Origin of the sequence: Ruegeria lacuscaerulensis (genome assembly GCF_013031245.1) — a bacterium.
In the GTDB taxonomy this organism is placed as follows: domain Bacteria; phylum Pseudomonadota; class Alphaproteobacteria; order Rhodobacterales; family Rhodobacteraceae; genus Ruegeria; species Ruegeria lacuscaerulensis_C.
The window spans coordinates 132,946-146,305 of sequence record NZ_WPZL01000006.1; the positions used below are offsets into that span (position 1 = coordinate 132,946).

General features: G+C 55.8%; 13 protein-coding genes. 9 read left to right on the top strand and 4 right to left on the bottom strand.

The features are described 5' to 3' along the window. Position 1 precedes the first annotated feature (1 nt). Together sdhD and sdhA are read left to right on the top strand one after the other, a co-directional pair. Positions 2 to 373 (top strand): succinate dehydrogenase, hydrophobic membrane anchor protein, encoded by a 372-nt coding sequence (sdhD, locus tag GOX66_RS10360; protein ID WP_170762275.1) that lies wholly within the window; start codon positions 2 to 4, stop codon positions 371 to 373. A gap of 18 nt (positions 374 to 391) precedes the next feature. After that, positions 392 to 2,197: a succinate dehydrogenase flavoprotein subunit gene (gene sdhA / locus GOX66_RS10365; protein ID WP_170762277.1), complete on the top strand. Its 1,806-nt coding sequence runs from the start codon at positions 392 to 394 to the stop codon at positions 2,195 to 2,197. Between the two features lie 116 nt (positions 2,198 to 2,313). Here sdhA and GOX66_RS10370 read toward each other — a convergent pair whose 3' ends face one another. Beyond that, positions 2,314 to 3,192: a hypothetical protein gene (locus GOX66_RS10370; RefSeq protein WP_170762279.1), complete on the bottom strand. Its 879-nt coding sequence runs from the start codon at positions 3,190 to 3,192 to the stop codon at positions 2,314 to 2,316. A 97-nt stretch (positions 3,193 to 3,289) separates the two neighbouring features. Between GOX66_RS10370 and GOX66_RS10375 the strand changes: the two genes are divergently transcribed. From GOX66_RS10375 to GOX66_RS10385, 3 genes are all read left to right on the top strand, one after another. Then, positions 3,290 to 3,997, top strand: a complete 708-nt coding sequence (locus GOX66_RS10375; protein WP_170762281.1) for a class I SAM-dependent methyltransferase — start codon at positions 3,290 to 3,292, stop codon at positions 3,995 to 3,997. An 88-nt stretch (positions 3,998 to 4,085) separates the two neighbouring features. After that, positions 4,086 to 4,865, top strand: coding sequence for a succinate dehydrogenase iron-sulfur subunit (locus GOX66_RS10380; protein ID WP_170762284.1), 780 nt, complete (start codon positions 4,086 to 4,088; stop codon positions 4,863 to 4,865). Positions 4,866 to 5,002: 137 nt separating this feature from the next. After that, the gene (locus tag GOX66_RS10385) at positions 5,003 to 5,152 is read left to right on the top strand and encodes a hypothetical protein (protein WP_170762286.1); all 150 of its coding nucleotides are present in this window, start codon (positions 5,003 to 5,005) and stop codon (positions 5,150 to 5,152) included. A 274-nt stretch (positions 5,153 to 5,426) separates the two neighbouring features. On the opposite strand, the gene deoD is transcribed toward GOX66_RS10385, so the two are convergent. The 3 genes from deoD to GOX66_RS10400 all read right to left on the bottom strand — a co-directional run bounded on the left by deoD (position 5,427) and on the right by GOX66_RS10400 (position 8,566). Beyond that, the gene (gene deoD / locus GOX66_RS10390) at positions 5,427 to 6,140 is read right to left on the bottom strand and encodes a purine-nucleoside phosphorylase (RefSeq protein ID WP_170762288.1); all 714 of its coding nucleotides are present in this window, start codon (positions 6,138 to 6,140) and stop codon (positions 5,427 to 5,429) included. Between the two features lie 16 nt (positions 6,141 to 6,156). After that, entirely contained in the window at positions 6,157 to 6,474 is a 318-nt protein-coding gene (locus tag GOX66_RS10395; RefSeq protein WP_170762290.1) for an H-NS histone family protein, read from the bottom strand. A gap of 124 nt (positions 6,475 to 6,598) precedes the next feature. Further along, complete coding sequence (locus tag GOX66_RS10400; RefSeq protein ID WP_170762292.1) at positions 6,599 to 8,566, bottom strand: protein meaA; 1,968 nt, start codon at positions 8,564 to 8,566, stop codon at positions 6,599 to 6,601. Between the two features lie 144 nt (positions 8,567 to 8,710). Between GOX66_RS10400 and GOX66_RS10405 the strand changes: the two genes are divergently transcribed. The 4 genes from GOX66_RS10405 to GOX66_RS10420 all read left to right on the top strand — a co-directional run bounded on the left by GOX66_RS10405 (position 8,711) and on the right by GOX66_RS10420 (position 13,304). Next, positions 8,711 to 10,099: a 1-acyl-sn-glycerol-3-phosphate acyltransferase gene (locus tag GOX66_RS10405; protein ID WP_170762294.1), complete on the top strand. Its 1,389-nt coding sequence runs from the start codon at positions 8,711 to 8,713 to the stop codon at positions 10,097 to 10,099. Positions 10,100 to 10,210: 111 nt separating this feature from the next. Further along, complete coding sequence (gene ccrA / locus GOX66_RS10410; RefSeq protein ID WP_170762296.1) at positions 10,211 to 11,497, top strand: crotonyl-CoA carboxylase/reductase; 1,287 nt, start codon at positions 10,211 to 10,213, stop codon at positions 11,495 to 11,497. A 364-nt stretch (positions 11,498 to 11,861) separates the two neighbouring features. Further along, positions 11,862 to 12,581 (top strand): helix-turn-helix transcriptional regulator, encoded by a 720-nt coding sequence (locus tag GOX66_RS10415; RefSeq protein ID WP_170762298.1) that lies wholly within the window; start codon positions 11,862 to 11,864, stop codon positions 12,579 to 12,581. Between the two features lie 84 nt (positions 12,582 to 12,665). Continuing rightward, positions 12,666 to 13,304 (top strand): acyl-homoserine-lactone synthase, encoded by a 639-nt coding sequence (locus GOX66_RS10420; RefSeq protein ID WP_170762300.1) that lies wholly within the window; start codon positions 12,666 to 12,668, stop codon positions 13,302 to 13,304. Positions 13,305 to 13,360: the final 56 nt, after the last annotated feature.

Genomic DNA, 13,360 nt, shown 5'->3' on the forward strand with positions numbered 1-13,360 from the left:
CATGCGTTATCTGACAGACCGCAAGCGCGCAATCGGTTTGGGCTCGGCAAAGGCCGGAACGGCTCATTTCTGGCGGATGAAGGTCAGCTCGGTGGCTTTGCTGATCCTTGTCCCACTTTTCATTTTCACATTCGGTCCGGTGTTAGGCCAGCCTTATGACGTGGTGCTGGATTATTACTCGCGCCCGTTCCCGGCCATCGTAGCCGCGCTGACGCTGGTGGTTGGTCTGAAGCACTTTGCCGAGGGTGCCCAGGTGCTGATCGAAGACTATGTCCACGGCACAATGGAAAAGGTGCTGATCATCCTGACCACCTGTCTGGCATATGGCGCCGCCGCTGCTGGCCTGTTCGCCATTGCGCGCATTGCCCTCTAAATCCCGGAGCTGAAAGAAATGGCTGCATACGAATACGAAACGCACGAATATGACGTGGTCGTTGTCGGCGCCGGTGGGGCAGGTCTGCGGGCCACCCTGGGCATGGCCGAACAGGGGCTGCGCACCGCCTGTGTGACTAAGGTTTTCCCGACACGCTCGCACACTGTTGCCGCGCAGGGCGGCATCGCCGCATCGCTGTCGAATATGGGTCCGGACCATTGGCAGTGGCACATGTACGACACCGTCAAGGGCTCGGACTGGCTGGGTGACACCGACGCTATGGAATACCTTGCGCGGGAAGCGCCCAAAGCCGTCTACGAACTGGAACACTACGGTGTTCCGTTCAGCCGGACCGAGGAAGGTAAGATCTACCAACGCCCATTCGGTGGCCACACCACCGAATTTGGTGAAGGCCCTGCAGTGCAACGTACCTGTGCAGCCGCTGACCGGACCGGTCACGCGATCCTGCACACGCTCTACGGTCAGTCGCTGAAGAACAATGCCGAGTTCTATGTCGAGTACTTCGCCATCGACCTGATCATGTCCGAGGATGGGCAGTGTCAGGGCGTAGTCTGCTGGAAACTGGACGACGGCACCATGCATGTGTTTAACGCCAAGATGGTTGTTCTGGCGACCGGCGGCTACGGCCGTGCGTATTTCAGTGCGACTTCGGCCCATACGTGCACCGGTGACGGTGGCGGTATGGTGGCCCGTGCCGGACTGGCACTGCAGGATATGGAATTCGTCCAGTTCCACCCGACCGGCATCTATGGCTCGGGCTGCCTGATTACCGAGGGCGCGCGCGGCGAGGGTGGATACCTGACCAATGCCGAAGGTGAGCGGTTCATGGAGCGCTACGCGCCTCAATACAAAGATCTCGCGCCGCGCGACTACGTTTCGCGTTCGATGACGATGGAAATCCGCGAAGGTCGTGGCCACGGTGATAATGGTGACCACATCCACCTGAACCTCAACCACCTGCCAGCGGAAGCTCTGGCGGAACGGCTGCCGGGGATTTCCGAGTCTGCCCGTGTATTCGCCGGGGTGGACGTGACCAAGGAGCCGATCCCGGTTCTGCCGACCGTACACTACAACATGGGCGGTATCCCAACGAACTATTGGGGTGAGGTCCTGAACCCCACCGCCGATAACCCAACCGGTGTCGTGCCCGGCCTGATGGCCGTCGGTGAGGCCGGCTGTGCCTCGGTGCACGGGGCGAACCGTCTGGGTTCGAACTCGTTGATTGACCTCGTGGTGTTTGGTCGCGCGGCAGCAATCCGGGCGGGTAAAGTAGTCGATGCCGATGCGCCGAACCCGGTTCTGAACCAGGCGTCTGTCGATAAGGCATTTGACCGGTTCGATGCGGTACGTAACGCCAGTGGCGAAATTCCGACCGCCGATCTCCGGCTTGAGATGCAGAAGACCATGCAAGAGGATGCGGCCGTATTCCGGACCGCCAAGACAATGGCGGAAGGCGTCGAGAAGATGACGGCGATTGCCGCCAAGATGGACGATCTGAAAGTTTCCGACCGTTCGCTGGTCTGGAACAGTGACCTGATGGAATCTCTGGAACTGACCAACCTGATGCCAAGCGCGCTGGCCACCATCGTCGGTGCCGAAGCGCGCAAGGAGTCGCGCGGCGCCCATGCGCATGAGGACTTCACCGAACGCGACGATGAGAACTGGCGTGTTCACACTGTTTCGCGAGTTGAAGGCAACAAGGTTGAACTCAGCTATCGCCCGGTGATTGTCGATCCACTGACCACAGAGGATGAAGGCGGCATCAGCCTGAAGAAAATCGCCCCCAAGGCGCGGACGTTCTAAAGTCTTTCTCGCCTTTAAAAGGTGGGGTTACCGCAATATAAGAAAGGGTCCGAGTGGTTATTCCTAAACCACTCGGACCCTTTTATTGAATGCGCCAAGATTTTTTGCCGGTGTGATCAGAACAGGTGCCTGAACCTTTCGGGCAATTGGAAAAGTTCCTTAGATGCATATGTTTTATGCTTGGTGAAACTCAGCCCGTTCTCGGAAATCAAACTTTTGCTTCGCTCTATTGCATTAACATAAGGCAGCCGATCATCCGGTAAAGAACCAGCAATTGGCATGGCGTGTAGCCTTGCGACCATATCATCAATGCCTTCGTCAGATGCTCTCCACGCGCGGGCTGGCGTATCGTTCTTTCCTTTTGGGGCTTTGGTCGTTTTGCGCCGCCGGAGGGCACGTGCCCGAAAAAGAGGCATGTCAAAAAAACGAAGGTGAAAAGCGGTTAAGTTGGGATCGACAAAGACGTCCTCCGTATAAGCAAAGTGACCGCCTCGGCGCCAAGCGATTGGCCTTTTTACCATGCTGGGCTTTCCGAAACTTGCGTTAATGCGAACCAGATTACGTTGCTCAAGAATGCCATTTTCCAGATTTAGTTCCTCTGGCGCCAGGTCTTCCCTGTGGATGACCTCAAGCCCAAAAGGGGCTGTCACATCGTTCTCGGAAGCCAGAATGTAATCTTTAATGTTCGTACCAGCCTTTGGATCAAGAGTTACGATCTCATCCACATCTGTATAAAGCACTGCATCATGCATTAAAGTCAGAGCGCTGACGAAGTGACCCAGCATCATCCATCGCTTGGATTCCATGTCCCGACTCGGCGGGGGTCTGCGCATCTCGACCACATTGCATCCACGGGCTATGCGACGCAGCCTGCGGTTAGACCCGTGGACGATCACATACATGCATTTGTTTTCTATATACTGTGACCAATAACGCACCCAGATCGGTAAAAACTCATAATCGTCATAGACCATCGTCACGACTGCAAGTGACATGTATTGCTCCGTTTTGCGCTGGTTTCGAGTTGCCGATAAAGCGTGCTGAAGTAGTATATAGGCTTGAAACCACAGCTACAATTCAAGGCAGGCGGTTATGGACACGGAAAAACTTTACAAAAGTCTTCACAAAGGCCACATCCGCCAAGAAGAGGCCCGAGTGCATTCCGCACAGAGAATATTTGGCTTGTGCGAAAAGTTTTTTGAGGCGAAATCAGTCATCGACGTCGGTTGTGGCGTAGGGTTCCTGCTGGCCGAATTTGAAAGCCGTGACCGGGAAATCTGTGGCGTCGAAGGTGATTGGCTTGAGGAAACGGCAATAAAGTTTTCCAGAAATGCCTTGGTGCGTGCTGATCTGGAACGCCCGTTTTCAATGGACCGTAAATTCGATCTTTGTGTCAGCACTGAAGTCGCAGAACACCTTGAACCAGATCGGGCTGAAAGCTTTGTTGTGGACCTGACGTGCCTGTCGGACGTTGTCCTGTTTTCAGCTGCCATTGCCGGGCAGGGAGGGACAGGCCATAAGAACGAACAATGGCAGGACTATTGGGCCAATCTGTTCTACGCACAAGGTTATGCGTTCTATGACGCGTTCCGCCCTAACTTATGGACAGATCCGTTGGTAATGGATTGGTTCAAGCAAAATCTGATGGTGTTCGTGAGGCGAGGAACAGAGATCAAACCCGAACTTTCCGAGTTTGCCAGTTCTGCCAAAACCGCCCGAATGATCGTTCCCAAATACCATGACAAAATTGTCAAGCGAACTACTCGCCAGTTACGAAGGTATCGCAGAGAAAACTTATGAATACTGCGGTATACGAACGAATGTCGCATTGTCTTCTTGTGGTTTTTAAGGCAAATTGCGCGAAAATAGGCCAAGGAAATTCAGGCACATGGTTCAACTGACTCTCCCCAAGAATTCCCGGATCACTACGGGTAAAACCTGGCCCAAGCCCGAAGGCGCCGGCAATGTCCGCAAGTTCCAGATCTATCGCTGGAACCCCGACGACGGTCAAAACCCACGGGTTGATACATATTTTGTCGACATGGACAGCTGCGGCCCGATGGTTCTGGACGCGCTGATCAAGATCAAGAACGAGATTGACCCGACGCTGACCTTCCGCCGCTCGTGCCGCGAGGGGATTTGTGGGTCCTGCGCGATGAATATCGACGGCATCAATACGCTGGCCTGTATTTATGGCATGGATGAGATCCAGGGCGACGTTAAGATCTATCCGCTGCCGCACATGCCGGTGGTCAAGGACCTGATCCCTGATCTGACCCATTTCTACGCGCAACATGCCAGCATCATGCCGTGGCTGGAAACCAAGACCAACCGTCCGGCGAAAGAGTGGAAGCAGTCCATCGAAGACCGCAAGAAACTGGATGGTCTCTATGAATGCGTGATGTGCGCCAGCTGCTCTACCTCTTGCCCCAGCTATTGGTGGAACGGTGACCGCTATCTTGGTCCCGCCGCGTTGTTGCACGCTTACCGCTGGATTATCGATAGCCGGGACGAGGCTACTGGTGAACGTCTGGATGAGTTGGAAGACCCGTTCAAACTGTATCGCTGCCACACGATCATGAACTGCGCCAAGACTTGCCCGAAAGGTCTGAACCCCGCCAAGGCGATTGCCGAAATCAAAAAGATGATGGTTGAACGCGCGGTATAAGCGGTGATTTGAAAGCGACGCTTGCCGCCTTGCGGCAGGCGCATGGCAAGACTGCAAAACTGTGCAATGCAGCCGGCCCTGATTGGTACTACCTTACCTGCAGGGAGGAGTGACGGAACCGAAACGGAATCGCTCCAATGCAAACTCAAACCACAGAAAACAAAACAAGCGCAGCCGAAGCATTGGCTCTGCTGGAACAGGCATGGGCCTATTACACTCCAGAGCCTGTATCGGCGCCAGAAGCGCAGCGTGAGCCAGAGCTGTTCGAATATGCGAACGCGGCCTGACCTGCGAACCTGACGCTTGAAATTGCCATCAGATTGGGCGATTCAAGATTATGCCCATTTTGTTGCTATTACTGGTCATCGGAGTGTTCGCCTATTTCCTTTGGCGATCGCGCACCTCATCTTTGACTCGCGATTGCCGTTGGCGGCAGCATCGCAAAGAAGGTGTCTGGATCTGCGCGTACTGCGGGGCGCAACAAGAGGGCGCTGACACTCCGACCAGTTGCCTGAAGGACGGGCAATAGAAAAACAGGGCGTTTAAACGCCCTGTCAGCATTTATGCGGCGTCAGAAAAGGCTGCCTGAAGAGCGATTTCAACCATGTCGCCAAAGCTGCTTTCACGTTCCGATGAAGGCAAGGCTTCTCCGGTCAGCAAGTGATCTGAAACGGTCAGGACGGCCAGAGCCCGGCATTTGTGGCGTGCGGCCAGAATGTACAGTTCGGCGGCCTCCATCTCGACGCCGAGAATGCCGTGCCGCATCATTTGCTCATTCAGATCCGGTCGCTCGTCATAGAAGACGTCCGATGAATAAATTCCACCGACGTGGGTTGGTGTGCCCTTGGCAATAGCTGCGTTTGCCGCGGCCTGAAGCAGGTCCCAATCAGCGCAAGGAGCAAAGTTCAGCTCTTTCATAATGCCGCGTGACGGCGTGCTGAGCGTGGTGGAGGTCATCGCCAGGATAACATCACGGACATTGACGCTGTCCTGCATCCCGCCACAGGACCCGATACGGATCAGAGTTTTGGCGCCGAAATCCCGGATTAGTTCATTAACGTAAATTGACAGAGACGGCATGCCCATTCCGCTGCCCTGGATTGTGACCGGGTGTCCCTTCCAGTTTCCGGTAAAACCCAGCATGCCACGTACGTTATTGACCAGCTTGGGGTTCTCCAAAAAAGTTTCCGCCGCCCATTTTGCCCGGTAAGGATCACCAGGTAATAAAACGGTTTCAGCGATATCGCCTTTTTCGGCTCCTATATGAATTGTCATTTGAAACCAATTCCCGTCAGATTTCCAAATCCGAGATATCTGCGCCGGATTTCAAGGCATCATGAACCCATTGCGGTTTACGCCCGCGTCCAGACCAGGTCTGCTCCGGGTTGGCAGGGTTTTTGTATTTAGCGTTTGCTTTCGTGCCCTTAAGTGACTTAACCCCGTCACTCGCCAGTTCTGAGAGTGAAAACCCAAATTCCGCCGCTGCCTTTTCAGCTGCTTTCAAGGCTTCTTTGCGCTCCCGCTTTTCGGCGCTTTTTAGTGCCTTTTCCACTTGATCGCGCAGTTCCAGCAGTTCTTTACGCGACATTTTCTCAAGGCTGATCGCCATTTCGTTTCTCCATTCCGAAAACGTTACAAGTGGAAGTAATAGCCCACAGTAATTCCAAAGCAGGCAATTATCTATCCCTTACGATAAAGGGATAGATAAAGAGAAGACAAAATGTAGCTCGGTTTTATTCAGCCGCGAGGTTTTGCGGATCTACCAGAGTTACGATGTCGCCCATGATCGCATTAAGCTCGAAATTCTTGGGCGTATAAATTTTGGCAACGCCCATGGCCTTGAGTTTCGCCGCGTCTTCATCAGGTATAATCCCGCCGACAACCACCGGAACATTGTGCAATCCGGCTTCGCGCAATCGGATCATGACATCCTCGACTAACGGGATATGGCTGCCGGACAAGATCGACAGGCCGATGACATGGGCCTTGTCCTCAACTGCTGCGGTTACGATTTCTTCGGGCGTCAGGCGAATACCATCATAGCTGATGTCCATGCCGCAATCCCGCGCGCGGAAGGCGATTTGCTCGGCTCCGTTGGAGTGGCCGTCCAGACCCGGCTTGCCGACGAGGAACTTGAGGCGACGTCCCAGTTTGTCGCTGACCGCATCCACGGCGGCGCGCAGGTCGTCCAGACCTTCGGTCTTGTTCGAAACCGAGCCGGACACACCGGTCGGGCCGCGATAGGTGCCGTAGACTTTGCGCATTTCCTCGGCCCACTCGCCAGTCGTGACACCCGCCTTGGCTGCCGCAATCGAAGGCTCCATGATGTTGGCCCCGGATTGGGCCGCTTCACGCAGTGCAGCCAGGGCGGACGCGACGGCGGCATCATCACGCTCAGACCGCCATTCGTTCAGTCGGTTGATTTGCTCCTGCTCCACCGCCGGATCAACAACCATGATTCCGCCGTCTTCTGTTTGCAGCGGTGAGGATTCGCCCTCGGTCCACTTATTCACGCCGACCACAACGGTCTCATTCCGTTCGATCCGGTTCAGACGTTCGGCATTGGAATCAACCAGACGGGACTTCATGTACTCGATCGAGGCAACTGCGCCGCCCATGGAATCGAGATTCGCCAACTCAGCGCGTGCGCCATTTTTCAGGTCCTCAACCTTGGCATCCACGGCGGGGTTACCGTCGAACAGGTCGCCATATTCCAGAAGATCGGTCTCATAGGCCAGGATCTGCTGCATCCGCATCGACCATTGCTGATCCCAGGGGCGGGGCAGACCCAGCGCCTCGTTCCACGCGGGCAATTGAACCGCTCGGGCGCGGGCCTTTTTCGACAGGGTCACGGCCAGCATCTCGATCAGGATGCGGTAGACGTTGTTTTCGGGCTGCTGTTCGGTGAGACCCAGAGAGTTAACCTGAACGCCATAGCGGAATCGGCGGAATTTCGGGTTTTCGACACCATAACGCTGTTGCAGAATTTCGTCCCAAAGATCCACGAATGCGCGCATTTTGCACATTTCGGTAACAAACCGGATGCCCGCGTTTACAAAGAATGAAATCCGCCCGCACAGGGCGGGGAAGTCCTCTGCCGGTACACGCGGGCGCAACTCATCGAGAACGGCGATGGCTGTGGCCAGCGCATAGGCCAGTTCCTGTTCGGGTGTCGCTCCGGCCTCTTGCAGGTGATAGGAACACACGTTCATGGGGTTCCATTTCGGCACGTTTGTATAGCAATACTCAGCCACGTCCGCGATCATCTTGAGCGACGGTTTTGGCGGACAAACATAGGTGCCGCGGCTCAGGTATTCCTTGATCAGATCGTTTTGGACGGTGCCCTGCAGTTTGGAGACGTCCGCGCCCTGTTCCTCGGCCACGGCGACATATAGCGCCAACAGCCATGGGGCCGTCGCGTTGATTGTCATCGAGGTGTTCATCTGCTCCAGCGGTATCTGGTCGAACAGAACACGCATATCCCCCAGATGGCTGACTGGCACACCTACCTTGCCAACTTCGCCGCGTGCCAATGTGTGGTCGCTGTCGTACCCCGTCTGGGTCGGCAGGTCGAACGCCACCGACAACCCTGTCTGACCCTTGGCCAGATTGCCCCGATATAGCGCGTTCGATGCCTTGGCGGTGGAGTGACCGGCATAAGTTCGGATGAGCCAAGGGCGATCTTTCTGCGTCTGCGTCATATCTGGGCCTCGCGAGATGGTTGGGCAACAAAATTACGTTCATTGGCTCTAAAGCGCAATTTTTGGGATATGTCAATTCGCTGCGTCGCGGCATATGAGGTTCTTCAGATTGTAGGGATTAATGTTTGGTGGCAGGGTGCATGCATGACTCAGACCGTGGAACTTCCGCTTTGGCTGTTTTTGCTGATCGTGGTGTTTGCCATGATCACTCTGGCCTCGCATTTTCTGTTCCCGTCGGTGCGATGGTTCTTTCGGCGTCGCCTTGAGAGGGCCGTGAAACGCCTGAACAACCGGCTGCAGCGGCCCATCCAGCCGTTCAAGCTGGCGCGGCGCCACGATATGATTCAGCGGCTGATCTACGACCCTCAGGTCGGGCAGGCGGTGCAAACTCATGCGCAAGAGAAGGGCATACCGGAAGGCGTCGCCTTTGAGCAGGCGCGGCGCTATGCGCGCGAGATCGTTCCGTCCTTCTCGGCCGTTGCTTATTTTAGTATCGCCATTCGCCTCGCCCGTATGCTGAGCAATGCATTTTATGACGTGCGCCTCAGTTACACGGATGAAGATGCGTTGAAAGCCATCGATCCGGACGCAACGGTCGTGTTTGTCATGAACCATCGCAGCAATATGGATTATGTTCTGGTCACGTACTTGGCCGCGCAGCAATCCGCCTTGTCATACGCGGTGGGCGAATGGGCCCGGGTCTGGCCACTCAGCCGCCTGATCCGGGCTATGGGAGCGTATTTTATTCGCCGTAAGTCTGGCAGCGATCTGTATCGTCAGGTTCTGGCCTGCTATGTGCGCCATGCGACCGAGGCCGGGGTGACTCAGGCCATGTTTCCCGAAGGCGGGTTAAGCCTGACCGGTGCTTTAGGCCGTCCGAAACTCGGGCTGCTCAAGTACATAATTGACGGAACTGCAGAGGACGGCCGCGATGTCGTGTTCGTACCAGTGGCGCTGAACTATGACCGGGTTTTAGAAGATACGATCCTGACGCGGGCCGCGCTTGGCAGCGAACGCCGGTTTCGCGCCAGAATCGGGGTGATCACCAGATGGATCCTCAAGCAAATCTGGCGGCGGGTGATAGGGCGATACAAACGTTTCGGGTTGGCGTCGGTCCGGTACGGGCTGCCGATTTCTCTGCGGGCATTTCGGGCGGACCACAAGCGTGATCTGATGACCGATCTGGCCCGCGATCTGATGGCATGTATCAGTGACGCCATTCCGCTGGTGCCCGCGCCCGCGGCGTGTTGGCTGGTGCAGGATCAGGGGGAATTGCCCGAAGCTGAAGCCATCGACCTGATTGCCGGCCTTATGCAACGCGACGGAGTTTCTGACGCAGCGAACCGGGCCTCAATCGAGGCTGCCATCGATCAACTGGTCGAGCGCCGGATACTAAAGCGAAGCAATGGAAAAATATCGCAATCCGGCCAACGGGTTGATCTGCTACACTACTATGCGGCCTCGGCTCCTCTGAGTTCCGGTGGCGGGGATGCTGCGGGTGCAAAGGAAATTTCTGCGTCCGCTGGGTCATAAAATTACAAAACGAACCGAAAATCTATTGCAATATTTCTCGAAGGCCAATATTCCATCGGTTAATGCAAGCGATTCTGCGTCGCGGCAAATGTATAGATAAAGGAGGCCAACATGGCTCTGGACACCGACAGCGGCATCGCGTCGTACGAGGCACCGGAAAAAGACCTCTATGAGATGGGTGAAATCCCCCCAATGGGATATGTCCCGAAACAAATGTACGCGTGGGCCATCCGCAAAGAGCGCCATGGCGAGCCGAACACGGCCATGCAGCTGGAAGTGGTTGATGTGCCGGAGCTGGACAGCCACGAGGTGCTGGTTCTGGTGATGGCGGCAGGCGTCAACTACAACGGCGTCTGGGCCTCGCTGGGTAAGCCGATTTCGCCCTTTGACGGGCACAAAGCCCCCTATCACATTGCCGGCTCGGATGCGTCAGGCATCGTTTGGGCAGTTGGTTCCAAAGTTACCCGCTGGAAAGTGGGCGATGAGGTGGTGATCCACTGCAACCAGGACGACGGCGATGATGAGGAATGCAACGGCGGCGACCCGATGTATTCGCCCAGCCAGCGCATCTGGGGTTATGAAACACCCGACGGATCGTTCGCGCAGTTCACTAATGTTCAGGCTCAGCAACTGATGCCGCGCCCCAAGCACCTGACCTGGGAAGAAAGCGCCTGCTACACCCTGACACTGGCGACTGCTTATCGGATGCTGTTCGGGCATGAGCCGCACGACCTGAAGCCGGGTCAGAACGTTCTGGTCTGGGGCGCATCGGGCGGTCTGGGCTCTTATGCGATCCAGTTGATCAACACGGCTGGCGCCAACGCGATTGGTGTGATCTCGGACGAAAGCAAGCGTGACTTTGTCATGGGGCTGGGCGCCAAAGGCGTTCTCAACCGCAAGGATTTCAATTGCTGGGGTCAGCTGCCGACGGTGAACACGCCGGAATATGCTGAGTGGTTTAAAGAGGCCCGCAAATTCGGCAAGGCCATCTGGGACATCACCGGCAAGGGTGTGAATGTCGACCTGGTGTTCGAACATCCAGGTGAAAGCACCTTCCCGGTTTCGACCTTTGTGGTGAAAAAAGGCGGCATGGTCGTAATCTGCGCCGGTACCACCGGATATAACCTGACGTTTGACGTGCGGTACATGTGGATGCACCAGAAACGTCTGCAGGGCTCGCACTTTGCGCATCTGAAACAAGCCGCTGCGGCAAACAAGCTGATGGTGGAGCGCCGCTTGGATCCATGTATGTCCGAAGTGTTCACCTGGAACGACCTGCCCGAGGCGCATATGAAGATGCTGCGCAACGAGCATAAACCGGGCAACATGTCTGTACTGGTTCAGGCACCGCGGACGGGAATGCGCACTCTGGAAGAAGTTCTGGACGCACGCGACTAACCCGCTCAAAATTATTAACACTTGCACCCGCGAATCGGCCATACGGTTCGCGGGTGCTTTGTTTCTCGTGGGATGCTTAATGATTTCAGCTACTTATGCCTTGACGCATCGCTTTTTTTGGGGAGTAGAAACCAGTGAATAGCCTGAAAAACTTTGCACATGTTATGGTTGTGTTAACCCTTCGTTAACCGTTTCGGAGAGACCCTGATGGCGCAAAATGAGTGGATACTGGACGTTTTGTCGGACCTCAACGCCTTCGCTGTTGAGAACGGTTTGATCGCGCTTGCCGAGCAGTTGGATGACACCAAGCTGATCGCCGCGGCCGAAATTGCGTCCATGAAGACTGAGGTACGGGCGCCCGCGAATGGGAACAAAACTGGATATGAGCCAGGTTCTGGGGGACTTGGAAAACACCAACACGCTTGATGAACTAAGCGATGTCGCGGTCCGGTTGCGAGACAGGCTGCGCGTAGAACACCTCATATACCATTGGGTCGATGGTGCTGGCGATCAGTACGGTTTTACGACCTATCCAGACTCGTGGGCCGAAAGATATCGCGAACGAAATTACCATCGTATCGATCCCGTCATTCTGGGCTGTTTTCAACGGTTCCACCCGGTCGATTGGAAAACGCTGGACTGGTCGGGAAAGGTTTCCAAAGCATTTCTGCAGGATGCCCAAAGCCACGGTGTCGGCAATCAGGGCTACTCGATCCCGATTCGGGGGCCGAACGGCCAATTCGCTCTGTTCACGGTCAACCACTCCTGTGACGACGAGGCCTGGAAGGCTTTCATCGAAATGCACGGGCGTGAACTGATCCTGATCGCGCATTACTTCAACAGAAAGGCTCTGGAATTCGAAAGCAATCGACGGCCAGACTCTCCACGTGGCCTGTCGCCCCGCGAAGTGGACGCGATGACATTGCTGGCCCTCGGCTATAGCCGGGCACAGGTCGCTCATTCGCTGTCGATTTCCGAGCACACACTCCGGGTCTATATCGAAAGCGCCCGAGCTAAACTTGGGGCGCAGAATACGACCCATGCCATCGCCACTGCACTCAGCCGAGGATTAATAGTGGTTTAAGGCGCGCACGCCTCTCGAACGGGAAATTAACCATGACTTTGTACCCCCTTCGTTCCTGCACAGGACGACAAGGGGAAAAAAGTCATGTTGCGCTATCTGTATGCTGACGAGTTGCACAAGTTTCCGGATCTGGCCGAGGGGATGTTCCGGGACCGCGCGGATCAGTTCAAAACCCGGTTGGGGTGGGACGTTCAAGTCAACGAGAAAGGCGAGGAGCGGGATCAGTATGATGACCTGAATCCGCTCTATGTCATTTGGGAAGAAGAGGACGGCAGTCATGGCGGCTCCATGCGCGTCCTGCCAACCACCGGACCGGTTATGATCAACGAGGTGTTCGGTCATCTGAACGGAGGCACCCCGATCAACAGTCCGCTGATCTGGGAGGTGACCCGGTTCTGCCTGTCCCGAACCGCAAGTCCGCATACCGCCGGTGCCATTATGCTGAGCGGGGGTGAGATGATGGAAGGGTTCGGCCTGACCCACATCGCGGGTGTTTTTGATGCGCGGATGATCCGCATATACCGCCTGATTGGATCGTCCCCAACTGTTCTGGGGTCCGAAGGGAAGGGGCGCGATCAGATTTCGGTCGGGCTCTGGCCCTATTCGGCTGAAGATTGCAACCGCGTGGCCGAACGTGCGGGCATTCCGCGTGAATTGTCCCGGCTCTGGTTCAAGACTGCGTTTGGTACCGCCAGGCAGCACAGGTTTGCCCTGTCGGCCTGAGGGCGACGAAAACGCAATTCCGCGTCTGGTGATAGCTGGCGCGGCCCTGTAGGGTC

What these genes read in the sequence shown, in the direction of transcription:
- sdhD (WP_170762275.1), top strand. Translation starts at nt 2, where the DNA reads ATGCGTTATCTGACAGACCGCAAGCGCGCAATCGGTTTGGGCTCGGCA.
- sdhA (WP_170762277.1), top strand. Translation starts at nt 392, where the DNA reads ATGGCTGCATACGAATACGAAACGCACGAATATGACGTGGTCGTTGTC.
- GOX66_RS10370 (WP_170762279.1), bottom strand. Translation starts at nt 3,192, where the DNA reads ATGTCACTTGCAGTCGTGACGATGGTCTATGACGATTATGAGTTTTTA.
- GOX66_RS10375 (WP_170762281.1), top strand. Translation starts at nt 3,290, where the DNA reads ATGGACACGGAAAAACTTTACAAAAGTCTTCACAAAGGCCACATCCGC.
- GOX66_RS10380 (WP_170762284.1), top strand. Translation starts at nt 4,086, where the DNA reads ATGGTTCAACTGACTCTCCCCAAGAATTCCCGGATCACTACGGGTAAA.
- GOX66_RS10385 (WP_170762286.1), top strand. Translation starts at nt 5,003, where the DNA reads ATGCAAACTCAAACCACAGAAAACAAAACAAGCGCAGCCGAAGCATTG.
- deoD (WP_170762288.1), bottom strand. Translation starts at nt 6,140, where the DNA reads ATGACAATTCATATAGGAGCCGAAAAAGGCGATATCGCTGAAACCGTT.
- GOX66_RS10395 (WP_170762290.1), bottom strand. Translation starts at nt 6,474, where the DNA reads ATGGCGATCAGCCTTGAGAAAATGTCGCGTAAAGAACTGCTGGAACTG.
- GOX66_RS10400 (WP_170762292.1), bottom strand. Translation starts at nt 8,566, where the DNA reads ATGACGCAGACGCAGAAAGATCGCCCTTGGCTCATCCGAACTTATGCC.
- GOX66_RS10405 (WP_170762294.1), top strand. Translation starts at nt 8,711, where the DNA reads ATGACTCAGACCGTGGAACTTCCGCTTTGGCTGTTTTTGCTGATCGTG.
- ccrA (WP_170762296.1), top strand. Translation starts at nt 10,211, where the DNA reads ATGGCTCTGGACACCGACAGCGGCATCGCGTCGTACGAGGCACCGGAA.
- GOX66_RS10415 (WP_170762298.1), top strand. Translation starts at nt 11,862, where the DNA reads ATGGGAACAAAACTGGATATGAGCCAGGTTCTGGGGGACTTGGAAAAC.
- GOX66_RS10420 (WP_170762300.1), top strand. Translation starts at nt 12,666, where the DNA reads ATGTTGCGCTATCTGTATGCTGACGAGTTGCACAAGTTTCCGGATCTG.